This window comes from Streptomyces sp. NPDC026522 (assembly GCF_055567555.1).
This window is the reverse complement of sequence record NZ_JBVHQF010000018.1, coordinates 76715-94534: the sequence shown is the minus strand read 5'-3', so window position 1 is coordinate 94534 and position 17820 is coordinate 76715. Positions and strand designations below refer to the sequence as shown.

Below are 17820 nucleotides of genomic sequence, written 5' to 3'. Positions count from 1 at the left end.
TCGCCGATGGCGTAGATGTGCGGAACGGAGGTGCGGCAGCGGCCGTCCACGTCGATGGCGCCGCGCTCGGTGACCGTGACGCCGGTGTTCTCCAGGCCGTACCCGGTGACGTTCGGGGCGAAGCCGATGGCCTGGAGGACCTTGTCGTATCTCATGGCCACAGCGCGGTGCCTTTTGAGGCGATAGATGCCGCACTCGACAGCGCGCCGGCCTTGCAGCCCTCCGGGTCGAACTTCGGTGGCCGGCCTCCACGTGAGCTACTGTTCTTGCGGTTCCGTGGCCGGTCGGCACGCACGCAGTTGGGCCGGGTGCGGGGCCTGCCGTCTCCAAGCCGCTGCACTCGGACGCGGCTCAGGACGACCTCGAACTGCGGGAAGTCACCCCGCTGCCCGGCAGTGATCACGATCGACATGGGCTTCTGCCGCTGTTCGACGGCCAGGTGCACCTTGGTGGTCAGGCGCCACGCGAGCGATCGATCCCGTGGTCGTCCGGCTCGGCGGATAACCACCCGACGGCTCCTTTTGCAGGTCCCCGTTTCCCGCGCTCCAGCGGCGTGCTGGTGACCCGGATGACGGCGGAGTCGATATTGAGGTCCCGGGTGATCAGGTCCTTCGTGTCGGCCCGTACCTGCAGGGCAGTGGAGATCCGATGCCAGGTGCCGTTGGGCTGCCAGCGGCTGAACAGGTCGTACATCCGGCCCCAGGGCCCGTACTCGGCGGCATGTGCCGCCACGGAGTACCGGTGCGGACCCGGAACCGCACGCAGTCGATCAGCCGTCGCCGAGCCCATACAGGCCGACGGCCGGACTCTTGTCCCTCGGCAACAGCGACTCCGGCACGGCCCACGACGAGCCAGTCAGATCTCCACGTGTCGCAAGCCGAGATCTTCTCATGTCAAGATCCACTCTTCGATACATCCCCTAATCCAAGACATCGGCCCTCATCGGACCGTGATCGATGGGCGCATCCCGCCGTCAGTACGGCCGGGGCCCAAGGAAGTGGTGGCCCGGACAGGCCACCGCGGCCGGAGGCGCCGCGCCGCCACATTCCGCCTCGCGCTCAGCGCCACTTGTGACTGCTCGGCCCGAACTCCCTCGGACCGCCCGGCCAGTCCGTGAGCGGCGCGTCGGGCGTATCATCCCGCATGCCGTCCACCGTGCGCGGATCACCCGCCATGATCTCCCGTGCCAGACGCTCGGCCTGGAGCAGGGGATCCTCGTCGGTCACCGGTCGTACGAGCCCGATGCGCCCCAGGGAACGCCAGGCACCATCGGGCTGGAGCGCATGGGTCCGCAGGGCGAGGCGTATCTCGTCGAGGGTCCCCGGGGTGGCCCACGCCCGATCGACTTCACACGTCCATGTGTCGAGCCACGTGGAGCGGGCGCGCAGGATGCTCTCAAGTTCCCGGGCGACGGCCGCGGAGGGCCACTCCCACCCACGGTCCCGGGTGGCCCGTACCACCTCGGCGTCGTACTGCCGGGCATCGAAGCGGTATTCGTAAGAGAATGTGTCTTCGGGCTCCTTGCACGCCCACACCACCGTGTCACCCTCGCGCCGCATGACGACATCGAGCGCGGAGCGGCAACAGCACCACGCCGCCATTTCTACTTCGTGGGGCACCTCCCCCACCGCGAAGGGCCCATCGGGCAGCAGCCATCTGAGCGCGTCACCGCCGACCGCCCCGTAGTAGTCGTGCTTGATGAAGTCCGAGCCGTCGATCAGCGGGCGGACCTCGGGGTTGTCGTGACGGTCCCGCGGATCCGAAGGGATCACATCGATGCCGAAGACGTTCAGACGCGTACGCATGCGCCCAGCCTGGGCCCCGACCGGGCGGGTTGTCACACCGTTTTCCCCTGGTCGTCAGCCCGGCCGGGAGGAATCGCACGGGCACCCAGGCAGGTTCCGGCGCGGGGGGGGAGGGGAGAGCCGTACGGTCGCGGTGAAGACGGTGCGCCCGGAGCCGGCGGAGGACGGCGAATTCCGCAGCCGGTTCCGGCGTGAGACGGCTGCGGAGCACTGATCAATTGTCCCGCCATGGTCTGGAGCGCGGTCGACGCTGACCCCGGCGGTCAGGTCCGGTTGTATCCGGGGCACGTCATCGACCGTCCCGTCCAGGCGCAGGCGCACGTACCGGATCGGGTGGCGGTAGAGGCCGCCGCGGTCGACGGAGGTGTCCGCGCTGATGTCGGGCTGGACGAGGGCGGTATCAAGGACGTCGCTGGTGCCTCAGGCCGAGGAGAACCTCGCGCCGGTGCATGGATGGCCGGGAGCAGCGGGATGAGGTGCTCGGCGAGTTCGCGGGCAACGCCGGGGCGCAGCGGGACCACGGGGCAAGCGGGTCGGAGGCGGCCGATCGGATCGTGGCGGCTGAGGACGAGGCCGCGCCCGCATGCGCGGAACTTCCCCGCGCCTGTGGTGACTTCGTGCGAGCAGGCCACCGCTAGGACGCAGCCGGTGCTGCGTTCCTCCAGCGCGGCACGCAGCCCCGGGTTGCCGCCGTAGACTCCCGCGACCCATGCGACCCGGTGGCCGGCGTCCAGGAATCGGGTGACCATGCGGGCCGCCAGCTCTGGCTTGGTCGCGAACTCCGTCTTGTCACCGAGTCCGGCAGCACGGCAGCGGTCGGGGTCGGAGGTCCAGGAACGCGGAACATAGAGTTCCCGGTCGATCGCCGCGTGCCCTCGCGGGGGTCGAGTAGGCGAGGTGAACGGCTACCTGGCTGTTCTCGACGCGTCCGGCGGTGCCGGTGTACTGGCGCTGGACACCGACGGTGTCGGTGCCTTTCTTCACGTCGCCGGTCGCGTCGACCACCAGCACCGCCTCGTCGTCGTGCAGATGCTCCACCACGTAGTCACCCACGTCGTCGCGGACCTGGCCGGCGTCCCACTTGGCCCGCCCGAGCAGGCGCTGCATGCCGTCCGGGGTCGTGTCTCCGGCCCACTCGGCGATGGTCCGGCAGTTCTTGCTCGGCAGGTCCGACAGCGGGCCGAGTACCAACTTCCGGGCTCGGCGCCGGGATTCGACCCGCGCGAACCGTCCCGGTATCCGGCTCATCAGGTCCTCGAACGCCTCCTGCCAGTGGGCAGGGTTTACGCTGTGACCTGCGGCCACCGCGTGGTCTTCAGTCTTCACACACCGGTGATCAACGGTGGCCGCACCCGTCTCCACAGCGCGTCAGGCTCGCGCAGCGTCTGTCTGCCGTCCAGTGTCTGGAGGACTTGTGCAACGTGGCGAAGTCTGGTGGGTCCAGTTCGACGAGCGGAGGTTGGTCGTACTGCTGTCGGGAGACGACGCGTCCGGGATCCGGGTGATGCAGGTCGTCGCTCCGGCGGGCGTCGACATTAGCGGTCTGGGCATCGAAGTGATGGTGGGCGCCGGTGATGGAGTGCCGTTCGAAGGCGTGCTGCGGCTCGCGTTCCCGCGTCCAGGCTTCACCCCTTGCACGTGGCTGACCACCGTGTCACGGGACGACCTGATAGAGCGGGCGGCCGTCCTGTCCTCGGCGAAGCTCAGCGAGATTGACGATGCCCTCCGACTCGCTGAACAAGCGCAGGAGCAGACCCCGGCGACGACCGCGAAGCTCAGCGAGATGAGGAACGCCCTCCGTCTCGGTGAACTCGAGTAGAGGGAGAAAGAGCCCACGGCGTGGGCGGTCTCGGCCAGATGGTCGAAGCTGTCCGACTGTCGCCTCGGCGCCCCTCACCATCGAGATCACCATCTCCGGCTGGAGAGACCGGCGCCGAGTGGGAAGACTTCCTCGGCCACTTCGAACGCTGCAAGCTCTCCGTCGGACCTGCGCCCGCGCCCACGGCACCGCCTGCATCCACGAACACGCCTGCGTCCGCTACTCCCTCCTGCGACCCGACCCCGCCCAGCGCGGCCGGCTCGTGGCGATCCGCGACGACCTGCTGGACCGGATCAGCGAAGCCGAGCACGAAGGCAGGCTCGGCGAAATCGAGGGACTCCGCGTCAGCCGCGCCGGCGCCGAAGCCAAGATCAGGCCGATCGACGGGGCGACGGCCGACGGGCCCGTACTGCTCGGCCTGCCCGCTCCATGCCCCATGTCCCAGGGGTGAGCAGGCGCTGGAAGGGGCCAAAGAGTACGTCACATTGGGTCAACGTCATGATCAGCCATGGCCAGGCCAACGCGAAGCAGAAGGGCGATCCGGAGGCGGATGTGCCCGAGGGCAACGGTCTCGTGGGCCGTCCGTCTGACAGGGGGCTGCATGTGGTGCAGGGGTCTCGGTCCGGCAGGGGCGGGCCGCGCTATCTGGTGTGAGGCGGGGCCCGGGGGTGTCGTATGGTGGTTCGGTTCCTGTGCCGAGGTGTCGGTGGCAGTGACCGGAGTTCTTGTTCCTTCTGTGTTGTCGATCTTGAGGTGACGTCCTATCAACCAGGCCATGTAGTCGTCCGTGTTCCCCGCGTGCTGTTGTGCCGCACGTGTCCGGGGGCGGACGTCGCGCTGGTCTGAGTTGCGTCACCCTCCCCCTGTTTTCTGTCTTTCCCGGGTGCAGCTCTGCCGTCTGCCCCGGGTTTCGTGTTTTCCGGCCCCGGTGCGGCTGTCGGCATGGGCTCCCCGATTCCTTTGGATCAGGAGTCCCGTCGTGTCTTCCTCCGCGCTCGACAACGAGCCGCAGCACACCGCCCCGTCCCCGGACGACCCAGCACCTCACCACCCGAAAATCGCCTTGGCAGCCCGAATCGCCCTCTTGTTCCTGCTGACCGCCGAGCTCATGGACCTCCTCGACCAGTCGGTCGTCCTGACCGCGCTGCCCGCCATCCAGGAGTCGACTAGCGCGAGGTCGGCCGCGGTGCAGTGGCTGACCACCGGCTACTCACTGCCCGTCGCCATCGGGCTGATCACCGGTGGGCGCCTCGGCGACCTGTACGGCCGACGCAGGATCCTCCTCATCGGCACCGTCGTGTTCACCGCGGCCTCGCTGCTGTGCGGCCTTGCTGCCGGGCCGGGCGTGCTGATCGGCGCCCGCATTCTCCAGGGCGCGGGAGTGGCCCTGATGATCCCGCAGGTCCTGGCCACGCTCCATGTCACCTTCGAGGGGAAGAACCGCAGCAAAGCGTTCGGTCTGTACGGGGCCGTCCTCTCCCTCGCCAACGTCCTGGGCCCGGTCATGGGCGGCCTGCTCACCGAGGCCGACTTGTTCGGGCTGTCCTGGCGGCCGATCTTCCTGGTCAACGTGCCCTTCGGCCTCGCCGTGCTCCTCCTGGGGCGCAGGTTCATCCCCGAGTCGACCGCCGGGAAGGCCGGCCGGCCCGACCTGACCGGCATGGCGTTGTCGGCACTGGCCATCGTCCTGATCATCTTCCCGCTCACCGAGGGACACCTCCACCACTGGCCGCTGCGGTGTTTCGCCTTGCTTGGTGCAGGATTTCTGGTGCTGGGCGTCTTCCTGCGCCACCAGCAGCGCAAGCAGGACAACGCACCCCTCGTGCCCCTGGCGTTGTTCCGCGGCAGGCAGTTTTCCGGCGGCATGGCCGCGCAGCTGACGCACGGCCTGCTGTGCGGGCTGTTCTTCATGACCTGGACCCTCTACCTCCAGCGCGGACTGGGCATGAGCCCCTTCCACGCGGCCCTGGCCTTCGTGCTGCTCTCCCTGGGAGAGCTGGCCGGCGCAACGATCGCGGCGAAGATCGGCGGCCGCTTCGCCCGCCGCCTTCCCCAGGCCGGAGCCCTCATCACGATCGCTGCCATGGCCGTCTACGGACTCCAGGCCGAGGCGGATCAGGCAGACCTGACCCTGCTGACGATGACCGCTCCGGTGGTACTGATCGGCTTCGGCCTCGGCATGGTCGGCGGCCCGCTCGCCGACATGTCACTGGCCAGGGTGCCGCACGAGGACGCCGGGGCCGCCTCGGGCCTCTTCAACACCGCCATGCACCTGGGCATCGCCCTCGGTACCGCGCTGACCGCCCTCGTGTTCTTCACCATCACCGACGGCTCACCCGACCCAGGACTCAACCGCGACGCGTTCATCCCCGTGCTGTGGTGGGTCGGCAGCCTCCTCGCCCTGATGTGGGCCCTGATGTTCTGCCTGCCCGAACAAGCAAACGAACAGGCCGACTGAGCCACCCCCAGGTCCCGGCCGCGAAGTCGGCCGCGACCTGGGCCCTCAGCCCTTCCCGTCCTCGCCGTCTCCGGGTCTCCGGCGTCGTCGGGGTTGCGGCAGGGGGCGCAGGCCCCGGCCGCACGGCAATCACCACGAGGCCGAACAGCTGACTCCTTGTCCGGCGACACCCGCTTCCGCCCCAGCTTCCGCACCCCGCTCGGACGACACCCTGCCAGCACCTGATCCCGGGCCTCTTCAGCAACTGTGTCCGCCTCCCCCGAACGGTGCTCGGTTCGCGTCCACAACACATCGGGATGGTTCAGAGCAGTCACTAGACCAAAACTGATCGCATCGGACGAAATGGGATGCACTGAAGGTTGAGCGTGTGGCATCGAGCCCTGAGAGCCCGGGGCAATCAGCCCCGCCGCCCCCACAGGCGTACCAGGCGGCGGAGGCTCATGCCGTCTCGGCGGTTCCTCGAGGCAGGCGGTCGGGGGCTCCTCTCACCGGCCCGCGGCCAGTGGCCGTCAGGCGAGAGCACGGAAGACTGGCGCTCCGCCTGTGCCCTGATTTCCCAGTGGGCCTCGTGGGCGGTGACGCGATAGGCCTCTTCCCACGAAGCCAGTGCTGCGACGACCCCCGCACCAGCCGTGCCCCGGCGACGAACGTGGTGCGCCAGCCACACGAGGGAGGCAAGGACTGCGGCCAAGCCGCCGAAGATCGCCAGCAGCGGGAGGAAGTCATCCATGGCGTTGAGGTTACGTCCGCCTCCGCCGCGGAGTCGCTCAGATCCGATGGCACGCGCTCTGAGTGACACGGGACAACAGGACACACATGTGGTCGGGTAGCCGGATCACAACACAACAGCTCGCTGCGGCACGCCCTGCTCGACCAATCATTCGAACATCTGTTTCACTAAGTGGATGAAGTCCTTGCCCTTCCCCGACGATCTGATCGAGCTGCAGCAGCAGTGGACCCGTACGTACACCTGCTCGCGGTCCGGCCGGAACGGGGCGGGACGCAGCTGCGGCGGGAGCTGAGCCGGGAAACAGCAGCTGGTGGTGCGTTACGTCGACGGCGCGTCCATCGTGTCCGCGCCGAAGGTGCAGCCGTCACGAGCGGGACCCGGGAGCGTTTGGAGCGGTGACGGGCCGTCCAGGCCTGGCTCACCTGGCAGCAGCATCAGGTCGAGCAGACCATTCGCGGCCTGGAAGCTGTCAACGGACAGTGGACCGTCCGGGTGAGCGGACGTCTCAGATCCTTGTGCGCGGACAGTTGACCTCCCTGCCCGGTACGACTATTCGTCCCTCGAATGGGGGGTGTGAGCGTTGGGGGATATAGCGTCGCGGTCATGGGACCGCTGACTGACATCACTACCGACCAGGCGCCGGCTGATCCGGCCGCCACCGACGACATGCTGGCCACCCAGCCCATTGGCTACTGGAGTGGCCTCGCCCAGGCGGCCGTCACCCGGCATCTGCGTGACGCTATGGCCAGGATCGACGTCACGCAGCCGCAGTACTGGGTGCTCAACCGGGTGAACGGCGGGTCCGCGGCTCCGAGTCGCGAGGAGGTCGTCATCCAGCTGACGCCCCTCGCGGACGGGCCGCATGAGATCGCTCGTGTCATCGACCAGCTGTTCCACCGCGGCTGGCTCCGGATCGACGCCGGGCAGCGCCTGCAGCTTACCGATGCCGGGGAGGCTGCCAGGGTACGGCTGCGCGAGCTGGTGACCGAGCTGCGCGCCGTGGTCCACGAGGGCATCAGCGATGAAGAGTACGTGGCCGCGCTCAAGGTGCTGCGCAGGATGGTCGCCAACGTCGAGGAGGCCGGGAAATCCTAGGTTCTGTCTCTTTGGCCAGCCGACGAACCCATCAAGGAGACGTGCTCCGGCCTGGCTGGTTCAGCGGGACGACACCCTGGCCGGTTGTGGCCCGGGTCAGCCGCAGGCTGGACCCTTCGGTGAGGACGATGTGGGCGTGGTGCAGGAGCCGGTGGACGGCGGCGGTGGCCAGGGTCTTGGGCATGATCGAGTCGAAGCCCGATGGGTGCAGGTTCGAGGTGACGATCACGGACCGGTGTTCGTAGGCGGCGTCGATGACGCGGTGGAACGCTTCGGCGGCGGCCTGTCCGGAGGGGCAGCATGCCGATGTCGTCGATGATGATGAGGTCGCACCGGGTGATCTTCGCGACCGCCTTGGAGACGGTGTTGTCGACGGTCGCCCGGCCCAGGTGGGCGGTGAGCGATTCGAGGGTGAACCAGGAGACCTTCAGCCGCCGGCCCACAGCGGATTCGCCCTGGTCAGCGCAGTATCGCCGGGCGTGGCGAGCATGGTGTGCCGTCCGGCACTGCCCGCGCCGCAGTGGCGCCTGGTCCTGAACGTCGTCGCACCCATTGCCCCGGTCGGCCCACTCGTCCTGGCCTACGTCAACGCTTGGGCGCCCTCGGCTCCTTTCCCGCACGCCCGCCGCCGCTGCCGCGCGGCGCGCCTGCTGAGACCGGCCGGGCCGGCGGCGTCGTCACTCACGCTCGCCCGGCATGAACGACAGCAGCGCGAGTGCCGTTCTGATCATCACCACGCTGCCCGGCAAGCCGCACCTGCTCCTGCCGGTTCTCACCCACGGGCTGATGCGGAAGACGGCCGCCGGCCGAATGGTTCGCGGCCGGCCGCCACGGGAGGTCTGCGCTGGCGGCGCCGGTTCGTAGTACCCCGGTACCACTGGCTGCGCGCTCTTGGCTCTTCGGTACCACCGGATCCAGCTGATCGCGGGCTTAGCGTGGCGGATGAGGCGTCAGGCGTGCCGGACGCCCAGTCCGAAAGAGAGAAACAGAATGATCGACGCACAACAGCTCACCAAGAGATACGGGGAGAAGACAGCCGTCGACGGTCTGGACTTCACCGTGAAGCCGGGTACGGTGACCGGATTCCTGGGACCCAATGGTGCCGGTAAGTCCACGACGATGCGCATGATCGTCGGACTGGACGCGCCGACACGCGGCTCCGTCACGGTGAACGGCCACCGCTACGCCCGCCACCAGGCACCGCTCCAGGAGGTCGGAGCCCTGCTGGAGGCGAAGTCGATCCATCCGGGCCGCTCGGCCTTCAACCACCTGCGGGCCCTGGCGCTCACCCACGGCATCCCGCGCCGCCGGGTTGACGAGGTGATCGAACTTGCCGGTCTCGGCAGCGTCGCGAAGAAACGGGCCGGTGCCTTCTCCCTCGGCATGGGCCAGCGGCTCGGCATCGCGGCCGCGCTGCTGGGCGATCCGCAGACGGTGATGCTGGACGAGCCCGTCAACGGGCTGGATCCCGAGGGCGTCCTGTGGATCCGCAACCTGCTCACCTCCCTCGCCGCCGAGGGACGGACGGTATTCGTCTCCTCCCATCTGATGAGCGAGGTGGCGCTGGTGGCCGAGCATCTCATCATCGTCGGTCGGGGACGGCTGCTGGCCGACACCACGGTTCAGGATCTGGTCCGCGAGGCGGGCGGCCACACCGTGCGGGTCGCGACGGGCGACCCCGCCCGGCTGCGGGACGTACTGGCCGGACCGGGCGTGGAGGTCACCGGCCGCATCGGCTCGGAGGAACTCCAGGTGACCGGGAGGACCGCCCGGGAGATCGGTCTGAAGGCTGCCGAGCACGGCATCCCCCTGTTCGAACTGAGCACGAAGGCGGTCTCGCTGGAAGAAGCCTTCATGGAGTTGACCCGGGACGCCGTGGAGTACCACGGCTCGACGACCGGCACCGACACCACCGGGAGCGCGGCATGAGCACCCTGACCACCACCCCTGACACCCCTGGGACAACCAAGGCCGCACCCGCCGATCGCCCCGTCTACCGGGTGACCGGACGGCGTGTGCTGTCCTCGGAGTGGGCCAAACTCTGGTCCCTGCGCTCCACCTGGATCACCCTCGGGCTGGGCCTGCTGTTCCTCGTGGCCTTCGGCGTCATCGCCGCGAGCCACTACAAGTCCAACCTCGGCTCCGGTCGGCACATGGACCGCGACTTCGCCACCGCGACGGCCGTGAGCCTGTCCCTCTTCGGCACGAACTTCGCCCAGCTCGCCCTCGGTGTGCTCGGTGTGCTGGTCACGGCCGGCGAGTACTCCACGGGCATGATCCGCTCGACTGTCGCCGCGGTGCCGCGCCGGTTGCCCGTGCTCTGGTCCAAGGCAGCGGTGTACGGCGTGGTCGCCTTGGTGATCGCGACCGTCGGCGCGTTCGTCGCCTTCCTGGTCGGCAGCCGGATCGTCTCCGGCACGCCCGCCGCGATGAGCCTCGGTCACGCGGGCGTCGTACGCAGCCTGCTGGGCGCGGGACTCTACCTCGGCCTGGTGGGCGTGATCGGCACCGCCCTGGGCGCGCTGCTGCGGTCGGTGGCCGGCGGCATCTCGGTCCTGGTGGCGGCCCTCATGCTGGTGCCCGGGCTGGTGTCCCTGCTGCCCAGCTCGTGGCAGGGCGACATCGACCCCTACCTCCCCAGCCACGCGGGCGAGTCGATCTTCGCCCTGACCCACGACGCGACCACCCTCTCGCCGGGCGCCGGGCTGCTGGTCTTCCTCGGCTGGACGGCTCTGGCACTGGCGGGTGCGGCGTACCGGCTGCTGCGCAGCGACGTCTGAGCCGCAGCCACCCGCATCATGGTCCGGTGACCTCCATGACTACCGAAGATCTCAGCGGGATGGGACCGCTGGTCGCCCGGCTCGGCCGGGCCGGCCAGCGGCTCCGGCATGCCGACCGGGCCCGTCCGTGGGTGCTGGACACCGCCGTGGTGGTCCTGGTCTTCCTACTGTTCTGCCTGCCGGACCTGCTGCACGCCGTCGGCGTGATCGGCGGGGACGGCGACGGCGAGGGTACACACCGCTTCCGTCTGGCGTTCGTCCGGTTGCCCGTCGCGGCGATGCTGGCCCTGCAGGCCGGGCTGGTGCTGCCGCTGCTGTGGCGACGCCGGGCGCCCGCCGCCGCCTTCGGTGCCGTCACGGCGGTGTTCGTCCTCCAGTGGTCCCTCGGCGCCATGCTCCGTGCGGACGTCGCCCTTTTCGTCGCCCTGTACAGCCTCGCCCTGCACGGGCGGCTGCGGCAGCTCCCCTGGGCCTGTGCCGCCACAGCGGCCGCGCTGAGCCTGGTCGCAGTACGCGTGTCGGTGGCGATGTCGGTCTGGGACGCGCTGTTCTTCCTGCTGAGCACGGCGACCGCGGCACTCGCACTCGGTCTGATGATCCGTGTCCGGCGGGCTCAGCTGGCCGGGCTGCGCGACCGTGCGGCGCGGCTGGAGATCGAACGCGACCAACGCGGCAGGCTCGCCGTGGCCGCCGAGCGGGCACGGGTGGCCCGGGAGATGCACGACATCGTCGGTCACAACCTGTCCGTGATCATCACCCTCGCCGACGCGGGAGCCTATGCCGCCGGCGCCGCTCCGGAACGAGGTAAAGAGGCCCTGCACCTCATCGCGGACACCGGCCGTCAGGCGCTGGGCGAACTGCGCCGGGTGCTCGGCGTACTGCGCGAGGCGGACGGTTCGGCGGCCGAACCCGAGCTCAGTCCGCAGCCAGGCCTCACGGACGTCGACGCGCTGTGCGAGGCGGTGCGCACGGCCGGCCTGGAGGTCATTTACCATACGGCCGGAGACATCGAGGCCCTCGACAGCGGGGTGCAGCTGACGGTCTACCGCATCGTGCAGGAGGCCCTGACGAACACCCTCAAGCACGCCGGCACCGGCGCGCGTGCGAACCTGGCGGTCGTCGTGGAGGACACGCGGCTGACCATCACCGTCCAGGACTCCGGCCCACCCGCCCCGGCCGGCCGCCCCCGCACGACGAACGAGGAAGGACACGGCCTGGTGGGAATGCGGGAACGAGCGGCGCTGTACGGAGGTCACGTCAGCGCGAGCCCGACGGGCGCCGGCTGGACGCTACGGGCCGACCTCGACCTCACCCCCGAGGACGGTGCCCGGTGACCACCGTGCTGATCGTGGACGACCAGCCGCTCCAGCGGTACGGCCAGCGCATGCTCCTGGATTCCGTGCCGGAGACGGAGGTGGTCGGCGAAGCCGGGCACGGAGCCGAAGCCGTGCGCATGGCGGCCGAACTGCGCCCGGACGTGGTCCTCATGGACGTCCGTATGCCCGGAATGGACGGCATCGAGGCCACCCGCCGGATCGTCGCCGCCGGTGACCGCTCCCGCGTTCTCGTCCTCACCACCTTCGACATCGACGAGTACGTGTACGCGGCCCTGCGCGCCGGAGCCAGCGGCTTCCTCCTCAAAGACGCCCGCCCCGAGGAACTCCTGGCCGGCATCCGCGCGGTGTCCGCCGGAGACGCCGTGATCGCCCCGAGCCTCACCCGCCGCCTCCTCCAGGAGTTCGCCCGCCTCGTACCGCCCGCCGGCGACGGCTCCGCTCAGGACCCCCGCCTGACGTCCCTGACCGCTCGTGAGCGCGAGATCCTCGTCGCCATCGGCATGGGCTGGAGCAACAGCGAGATCGCCGGTCACTTCATCCTCGCGGAGTCCACGGTGAAGACCCACGTCGGCCGCGTCCTGTCCAAGATCGGCGCCCGCGACCGCATCCAGGCAGTGATCTTCGCTTACGACCACGGCCTGACCCGGCCGCAAGGAGGATGAGCCGACGGGTCGGCCGCGTCAACAGCCCGTCCGTCGCACTGTCCTTCCGACGGTATGAGGTCCCGCGAGATCTTGGACGGTCGGGCTCCACGGGAGACGTCGGACAAGCGGCGGCCAGTTCCTGGTGCGGGCGGTCGCCCTGAACTGTGTGCGACCGGCGGGGAGGAAGGCCGGCTGTCCGGCTTCTGGGCCATGACGGTACGAAGGGGTTCAAGGACTCCGTAAGCGGATGCGGACTCGTCAGTCCGTCCAGTGGGGCTGACCGCTGGGAGCGTGCGGGGTACGGACACCGATGGAGCGGGCACGAACTGCCGTGCCTACGGCTCGGCGCCAACCCGGTGCGCCTGCGGCCATGCCCACCACAACTGCAACCTGGGTCCTGGCCGGGATGGGCCGTCCGGGTGAGACCAGCGACGTTCTGCCTGTCATCGCCCGATATGGGCAGGGCTTCGTAGGGGCGACGGACTGTCCGGCGGCCCGTTGAGCAGGAGGAGTCCGGGTGTCCGTGGCTGGCAGTGACGGGAGCCGTATGAATCTGGCGGATCGCGGCGCCGACGTGTGGCTGGTGCTGGGTGCCGGCCTGTCGGACCGGCCGGTGACCGGTCTGATCACGGAGGCGCTGGCGGGTGAGTTCGGCGACCGGTTCGCTGTCGTGGGCAGCGGTGAGCTGTTGATGGGGGCGGGGCGCGCCGGGCTGACGCTGCGTGGTCTGGACGGATGCGCGGTGGCGGCGCCCATGCTGGTGTACGGGAGGGTGTGGACGCCCGGCGCGGGCGTGGACCGAGAGATCACGCTGCTGCGGCATCTGGAGGCGATGGGCAGCGCCCTGCTGAACCCGGCGGACGCGGTGTGCGCATGTCTGGACAAGTTCCGGCAGATGCAGCGGCTCGCGTCGGCGGGACTCACGGTGCCCGAGACCCGTATGAGTGCGGGTGCCCCGCTGGAAGCGGTGATCGGTGCCGGGATACCGCAACCGTGTGTGGTGAAGGCGGTCCGGGGGCACCGCGGCGAGCAGGTGTTCTTGGCGCCGGACGCTGAAACCCTCCGGACTGTCCACGACGGGCTCGCGCCGGACACCGCCTGCCTGTTCCAGGAGTACGTCGGCTACTCCCACGGCCGTGACCTGCGGGTGGTGGTCGTAGACGGACGCGCGGCTGGTGCGGTCGTGCGTACCGCCACCGGAGGGGAGTTCCGTTCCAACCTGGCTCTGGGCGCGACCCTCACCCCCTGTACGGGCCGTTATCCCCAAGGGGAGGCCCTCGCCGTCCGGGCGGCCCGGATCATGGGGCTCGGCGTCGCGGGCGTCGACCTGCTGTTCGCCCCGGACGGCGGGTTCACGGTCTGCGAGGTGAACGCCAACGCCGGCTGGCAGCCCGAGATGAAGGAGATCACCGCCGCGCTCACAGCGGCCTGCCGGACCCGCTTGACGGCCACCGAAGGCCAAGTCACATCGTCGGACCAATAGGCCGAGGAGCCCACCCGTGCACGTGCCCCCGCCCCGGTTTAACCGCTGGCCGCTTCTGAGAAGCCGCAATTTCCGGCTCTTCGCCCTCGGCCAGACGGCATCCAACACGGGGACGTGGATACAGAAGGTGGCCCAAGACTGGCTGGCCCTGCAGCTGTCACACGGTAGCGGCACAGTCCTGGGCATCACCACCGCCCTGCAGTTCTTGCCCCTCCTGCTGCTCGGCCCCTACGGCGGTGTCCTCGTCGACCGGCACTCCACGCGGCGGATCCTGCTCGCCTCCCAGACGGTCATGGCAGCCCTCGCACTGATCCCCGCCCTACTCGTCGCCACCGGCACAGCCCGCTTGGACACCCTCTACCTCCTGGCCCTCGCCCTCGGGCTCGCCATGGTCGTCGAGAAGCCCGCCCTCCAGGCCTTCATCGGAGAGTCCGTCGCACCCGGCCAGCTCGTCAGCGCCCTCGCCTTCAACAGCGCCGTCCTCAACCTCGCCCGCATGGCAGGCCCCGCACTCGCCGGCCCCCTCATCGTCCTCTTCGGCACCGGCCCCGCCTTCCTCGCCAACACCCTCTCCTACCTGACCGTGATCGTCTGCCTGCTGCGCATGGACCCCCGGGCCGGCCGCCCGGCCCCACCGATTCCCCCCGCGAAGCAGCAAGTACGGGCGGGACTGCGCTACGTCCGCGAGCACCGCGACCTCGCGCTCACCCTGATCCTCGTCGCCGTCGTCGCCGCGTTCGGCATGAACTTCCAGATCACCACCGCACTGATGATCACCCACGTCTACCAGGCCCCGGCCGCCGTGTTCGGACTCGGCAACACCGCCCTGGCCGCCGGCTCCGTGATCGGCTCACTCCTGGCCGCCCGCCACCCGCGGATGACCGGCCGCCGACTCGCGGCCGCCGCCCTCGCCTTCGGGGCGCTGGAGGCCGCCTGCGCGCTGATGCCCGGCCACGTCACCTTCCTCCTCCTGCTCGTCCCGACGGGAACCGCACTGTTGGTCTTCCTCACTGCCGCCAAGGCCCGCCTCCAGCTCGGCGTCGGCGACGGCATACGCGGACGGATCATGAGCCTGTACCTCCTCGCCACCCTCGGCACCACCCCCCTGGTGGCCCCCTGCATCGGCTGGATCGCCCAGAGCGCCGGCCCCCGCACCGCCCTCGCCCTGGGCGGCACCGTATCCGCCGCCGCAGCGGTCACCATCGGCCTGCTCTACCCACGCCCGCCCGCACCCCCCGAGGTCAGACCTCACCCGGTCGGTACCCACCAGCCACACATCACCTGAACGGACCACATCCGTTCGCCCGCTGCGGACGCCCCGGCCACGACACGACGCGACACGGGAACTGCCGGTGACCCACCTGCGGCATCGTTCGCCCAGCGGCATGCTGCCGGAGGCGCCCCGACTGGCTTCCGACCAGCCGCAGGACGACTCGGCGCCTGCAGGCCGGCGGGCCGAGCTGAAGAAGGCCGCACACGCCCTGGTCCACGAACTCCTTGCTCAAGGTCACTCTCGCCGGGCGATTGCCCGGCACCTGGGCTGGGGCCTCAACACCGTGCTCAGGTACGCGAACGCCGAACGCTGGCAAGACACCATCCGCGACAACCGGCCGCGACCCAGCAGGCTGGACCCCTACAAGCCCTACTTGGAGCGCCGATTCGCCGCTGGATGCACCAGCGTCACCCACCTCCACAGAGAAATCGTTGCCGACAACGCGCCCGTCACCTACCAGATGGTCCGCGCCCACATCGCCACCCTCCGCGGAGCTCCGGCCGACGCACCGCCCCGGCCCCCGACAGTGCGCCAGGTGACTGGCTGGCTCACCCGACACCCCACCGCGCTGAGCGAGGATGACCGCGCCAACCAAGAGACAGCTCTACGGGCGAGCCGGGTTCGTGCTCCTACGCAAGATCCTGCTCCAGTAACGCTCCGCTACCACTCCTCAGAACCGAGTATCGCGAGCGCCGGGGTGAGAGGAGTGTGTCAGGCGGCTTTGTCTGCCGGTCATCGGTCCGACCAGTGCCCGACGGGGCGGTGGGGACAGGTGCGGCACTCGAATACGTAGACGTTGATGCCACAGGTGTCCAGAAGGGTGGGGTTGAACGCCTCGGATTCCCATAGCCAGCGGGTCTCGGTGTTCTCGGCCGTCCGGTCTTCCTCGGGAAGCCAGGTGTGCCAGGACTCGCTGTCGAATTCCCTCTCGGCCACGGTCAGAAGGTGCTCCATCCGGCCTCCGCAGGTTGCGCAGTCCGGCCAGCAGGGCTCCTAGCTCCAGCCCGGATAGCCACCCAGCTTGATTCCCGGTGCGTCGGCAAGATGCGACGAGTACCGCAGCCCGGTCTCTGCCAGCAGTGCCTCGACACGGACTTCGAGTGCGTCGCGCAGATCCCAGGGACGGTCATTCCTCGGGTATTCGGTCACCTGCTCGGGGTGAACGACGCAGGGCGCCGGGTACCAGCCGTTGGGAAGCCCGGCCGCCGACGGTGCAGGTGTCGCCCCCACATCTCCGAGGGCAAGGGAGTCTCGCCAATACACCTGGGGTAGCGGGTGACAGTAGGTGCCGTGCGCGTAAGGACACCACAGGACCTGGAGGAGATCGGTGCCCTCTGGAAAGGGCAGGCTGGGTACGTCGGCGCGGTGGATCTGCACGATGGGGGCCATCGGTGAGGCAGGTTCGAGGCGGCTCGCGGTGTCCGGGTCGTAGTGCTCGGCTTCGCACACCGGCCAAGGCTCGTCGGCGGGCCACAGCAGCGGGCCGCCGACAGAGCTGTCCCGGCACGTCGGAGAACCGGGGCGCGGGTGCAGGCGGACGGACTCACGACGGAAGGGAAGCAGCTCGGGGAAGAGGCTCTCCACGTCGACCGGGCGGTCGGGCGTGTGACGGGACATGTGCCGAACTCTAGAACCGGGGTACGACACCAGCCTCACCGGCCTCGCCGTGCTCTGGATCAGGGCACTGGATCTCCAAAGAAGAGAGCCAGCTCTATGGTCGAGCCGGATTCGAACTACTCCGCAAGGTGATCCTGCTTTCTGTAACGCTCCGCCACGACTCCCCAAGATCTGTGCCAGAACCTGCCTCTCGGCGACACAGCCAGGTGTGGGCAGTCGCATGCCGAACAGCTCGCTGGACAGGTCGCGCGTCGCGGCTCCACTGAGCACGCGCGGCACGAGGCGCGTACTTGCCTACGGTCCGGCGGTGCAGGCCGAGCTCCCGGGCCCCGGACCGGTGGCTCCGGCCGGTGCGGACCAAAGCATGGACGGTGTCCTCAACCGGTGCGGGATCGAGTTCATCTGACCGCGGGCAGGGCGGTGGGCGGAGGTGGTGTCCTGAACGCGGCGGGAAAACCCCTGCCAGAGGTGAAAGCGATCGCTGACCTGCAGCGGCATCGGGGGCGGCAGCGGTGATGCCCTGCCGGAGAGTTCCGTATGTGCCGCCGTAGAGCCCGAAGTCGTCCACCCCGCACCCGCATCAGCTGGGACAGGACGGCGACCCGCGAGAGCCCGATGTTCTCGCAGTTCAGGCGGCGTACGGACAAGTCGATGCGCAGAGGCAGGCCTGCGAGCGTGACGTCGGAAAGGCGGCGGACGTAGCGGCTGTGGCACCACTCGCTGAGCTGACCGCACCCTGTACATCCCGCGCGAGCACTGGCCCGCGTACAGGCCGCCGA

At 69.4% G+C, this 17820-nt stretch carries 17 protein-coding genes and 2 pseudogenes; 12 read left to right on the top strand and 7 right to left on the bottom strand.

From position 1 onward, the window contains the following. The 4 genes and pseudogenes from ACZ4M3_RS33985 to ACZ4M3_RS33970 all read right to left on the bottom strand — a co-directional run. Positions 1–146, bottom strand: a pseudogene (locus ACZ4M3_RS33985) (FAD-dependent oxidoreductase); the annotation flags it as partial. A 307-nt stretch (positions 147–453) separates the two neighbouring features. Continuing rightward, the gene (locus ACZ4M3_RS33980) at positions 454–693 is read right to left on the bottom strand and encodes a hypothetical protein (RefSeq protein WP_467739304.1); all 240 of its coding nucleotides are present in this window, start codon (positions 691–693) and stop codon (positions 454–456) included. A 365-nt stretch (positions 694–1058) separates the two neighbouring features. Beyond that, on the bottom strand, positions 1059–1805 hold the full coding sequence (locus ACZ4M3_RS33975; protein ID WP_467739302.1) for a hypothetical protein: 747 nt from the start codon (positions 1803–1805) through the stop codon (positions 1059–1061). Positions 1806–2389: 584 nt separating this feature from the next. Next, positions 2390–3053, bottom strand: a pseudogene (locus ACZ4M3_RS33970) (IS701 family transposase); the annotation flags it as partial. Positions 3054–3219: 166 nt separating this feature from the next. Here ACZ4M3_RS33970 and ACZ4M3_RS33965 point away from each other — a divergent pair. From ACZ4M3_RS33965 to ACZ4M3_RS33950, 4 genes are all read left to right on the top strand, one after another. Beyond that, complete coding sequence (locus ACZ4M3_RS33965) at positions 3220–3624, top strand: type II toxin-antitoxin system PemK/MazF family toxin (protein ID WP_467739300.1); 405 nt, start codon at positions 3220–3222, stop codon at positions 3622–3624. Between the two features lie 118 nt (positions 3625–3742). Beyond that, positions 3743–4075, top strand: coding sequence for a hypothetical protein (locus tag ACZ4M3_RS33960; RefSeq protein WP_467739298.1), 333 nt, complete (start codon positions 3743–3745; stop codon positions 4073–4075). 528 nt (positions 4076–4603) lie between these two features. Next, complete coding sequence (locus ACZ4M3_RS33955; RefSeq protein WP_467739296.1) at positions 4604–6082, top strand: MFS transporter; 1479 nt, start codon at positions 4604–4606, stop codon at positions 6080–6082. 1333 nt (positions 6083–7415) lie between these two features. Further along, positions 7416–7907 (top strand): MarR family winged helix-turn-helix transcriptional regulator, encoded by a 492-nt coding sequence (locus ACZ4M3_RS33950; RefSeq protein ID WP_467739294.1) that lies wholly within the window; start codon positions 7416–7418, stop codon positions 7905–7907. A 31-nt stretch (positions 7908–7938) separates the two neighbouring features. Here ACZ4M3_RS33950 and ACZ4M3_RS33945 read toward each other — a convergent pair whose 3' ends face one another. Then, entirely contained in the window at positions 7939–8136 is a 198-nt protein-coding gene (locus ACZ4M3_RS33945; RefSeq protein ID WP_467739292.1) for an ATP-binding protein, read from the bottom strand. A 467-nt stretch (positions 8137–8603) separates the two neighbouring features. Here ACZ4M3_RS33945 and ACZ4M3_RS33940 point away from each other — a divergent pair, with 467 nt between their 5' ends. The 8 genes from ACZ4M3_RS33940 to ACZ4M3_RS33905 all read left to right on the top strand — a co-directional run bounded on the left by ACZ4M3_RS33940 (position 8604) and on the right by ACZ4M3_RS33905 (position 16217). Next, a complete protein-coding gene (locus ACZ4M3_RS33940) occupies positions 8604–8771 on the top strand; it encodes a hypothetical protein (protein ID WP_467739290.1) in 168 nt (55 codons plus the stop codon). A gap of 126 nt (positions 8772–8897) precedes the next feature. After that, entirely contained in the window at positions 8898–9836 is a 939-nt protein-coding gene (locus tag ACZ4M3_RS33935) for an ABC transporter ATP-binding protein (RefSeq protein ID WP_467739288.1), read from the top strand. Next, positions 9833–10687: an ABC transporter permease gene (locus ACZ4M3_RS33930; RefSeq protein ID WP_467739286.1), complete on the top strand. Its 855-nt coding sequence runs from the start codon at positions 9833–9835 to the stop codon at positions 10685–10687. The genes ACZ4M3_RS33935 and ACZ4M3_RS33930 overlap by 4 nt, the downstream gene beginning before the upstream one ends. A 35-nt stretch (positions 10688–10722) precedes the next feature. Then, a complete protein-coding gene (locus ACZ4M3_RS33925; protein ID WP_467739284.1) occupies positions 10723–12021 on the top strand; it encodes a sensor histidine kinase in 1299 nt (432 codons plus the stop codon). Then, positions 12018–12686, top strand: a complete 669-nt coding sequence (locus tag ACZ4M3_RS33920) for a response regulator (protein ID WP_467739282.1) — start codon at positions 12018–12020, stop codon at positions 12684–12686. The genes ACZ4M3_RS33925 and ACZ4M3_RS33920 overlap by 4 nt, the downstream gene beginning before the upstream one ends. 529 nt (positions 12687–13215) lie before the next feature. Beyond that, positions 13216–14151: a RimK family alpha-L-glutamate ligase gene (locus ACZ4M3_RS33915; RefSeq protein ID WP_467739280.1), complete on the top strand. Its 936-nt coding sequence runs from the start codon at positions 13216–13218 to the stop codon at positions 14149–14151. Between the two features lie 16 nt (positions 14152–14167). Further along, positions 14168–15436: an MFS transporter gene (locus tag ACZ4M3_RS33910; RefSeq protein WP_467739278.1), complete on the top strand. Its 1269-nt coding sequence runs from the start codon at positions 14168–14170 to the stop codon at positions 15434–15436. 100 nt (positions 15437–15536) lie between these two features. Next, the gene (locus tag ACZ4M3_RS33905) at positions 15537–16217 is read left to right on the top strand and encodes a helix-turn-helix domain-containing protein (protein WP_467739314.1); all 681 of its coding nucleotides are present in this window, start codon (positions 15537–15539) and stop codon (positions 16215–16217) included. Here the strand turns inward: ACZ4M3_RS33905 and ACZ4M3_RS33900 are convergent. Continuing rightward, entirely contained in the window at positions 16157–16378 is a 222-nt protein-coding gene (locus ACZ4M3_RS33900) for a hypothetical protein (protein WP_467739316.1), read from the bottom strand. The genes ACZ4M3_RS33905 and ACZ4M3_RS33900 overlap by 61 nt on opposite strands. A 39-nt stretch (positions 16379–16417) precedes the next feature. Then, entirely contained in the window at positions 16418–17041 is a 624-nt protein-coding gene (locus ACZ4M3_RS33895) for a YwqG family protein (RefSeq protein WP_467739276.1), read from the bottom strand. Between the last annotated feature and the right edge of the window lie 779 nt (positions 17042–17820).

Coding starts and splice junctions, on each gene's coding strand:
- ACZ4M3_RS33915 (WP_467739280.1), top strand. CDS start 13,216: ATGAATCTGGCGGATCGCGGCGCCGACGTGTGGCTGGTGCTGGGTGCC.
- ACZ4M3_RS33975 (WP_467739302.1), bottom strand. CDS start 1,805: ATGCGTACGCGTCTGAACGTCTTCGGCATCGATGTGATCCCTTCGGAT.
- ACZ4M3_RS33940 (WP_467739290.1), top strand. CDS start 8,604: ATGAACGACAGCAGCGCGAGTGCCGTTCTGATCATCACCACGCTGCCC.
- ACZ4M3_RS33925 (WP_467739284.1), top strand. CDS start 10,723: ATGACTACCGAAGATCTCAGCGGGATGGGACCGCTGGTCGCCCGGCTC.
- ACZ4M3_RS33895 (WP_467739276.1), bottom strand. CDS start 17,041: ATGTCCCGTCACACGCCCGACCGCCCGGTCGACGTGGAGAGCCTCTTC.
- ACZ4M3_RS33900 (WP_467739316.1), bottom strand. CDS start 16,378: ATGGAGCACCTTCTGACCGTGGCCGAGAGGGAATTCGACAGCGAGTCC.
- ACZ4M3_RS33980 (WP_467739304.1), bottom strand. CDS start 693: ATGTACGACCTGTTCAGCCGCTGGCAGCCCAACGGCACCTGGCATCGG.
- ACZ4M3_RS33930 (WP_467739286.1), top strand. CDS start 9,833: ATGAGCACCCTGACCACCACCCCTGACACCCCTGGGACAACCAAGGCC.
- ACZ4M3_RS33950 (WP_467739294.1), top strand. CDS start 7,416: ATGGGACCGCTGACTGACATCACTACCGACCAGGCGCCGGCTGATCCG.
- ACZ4M3_RS33905 (WP_467739314.1), top strand. CDS start 15,537: ATGCTGCCGGAGGCGCCCCGACTGGCTTCCGACCAGCCGCAGGACGAC.
- ACZ4M3_RS33935 (WP_467739288.1), top strand. CDS start 8,898: ATGATCGACGCACAACAGCTCACCAAGAGATACGGGGAGAAGACAGCC.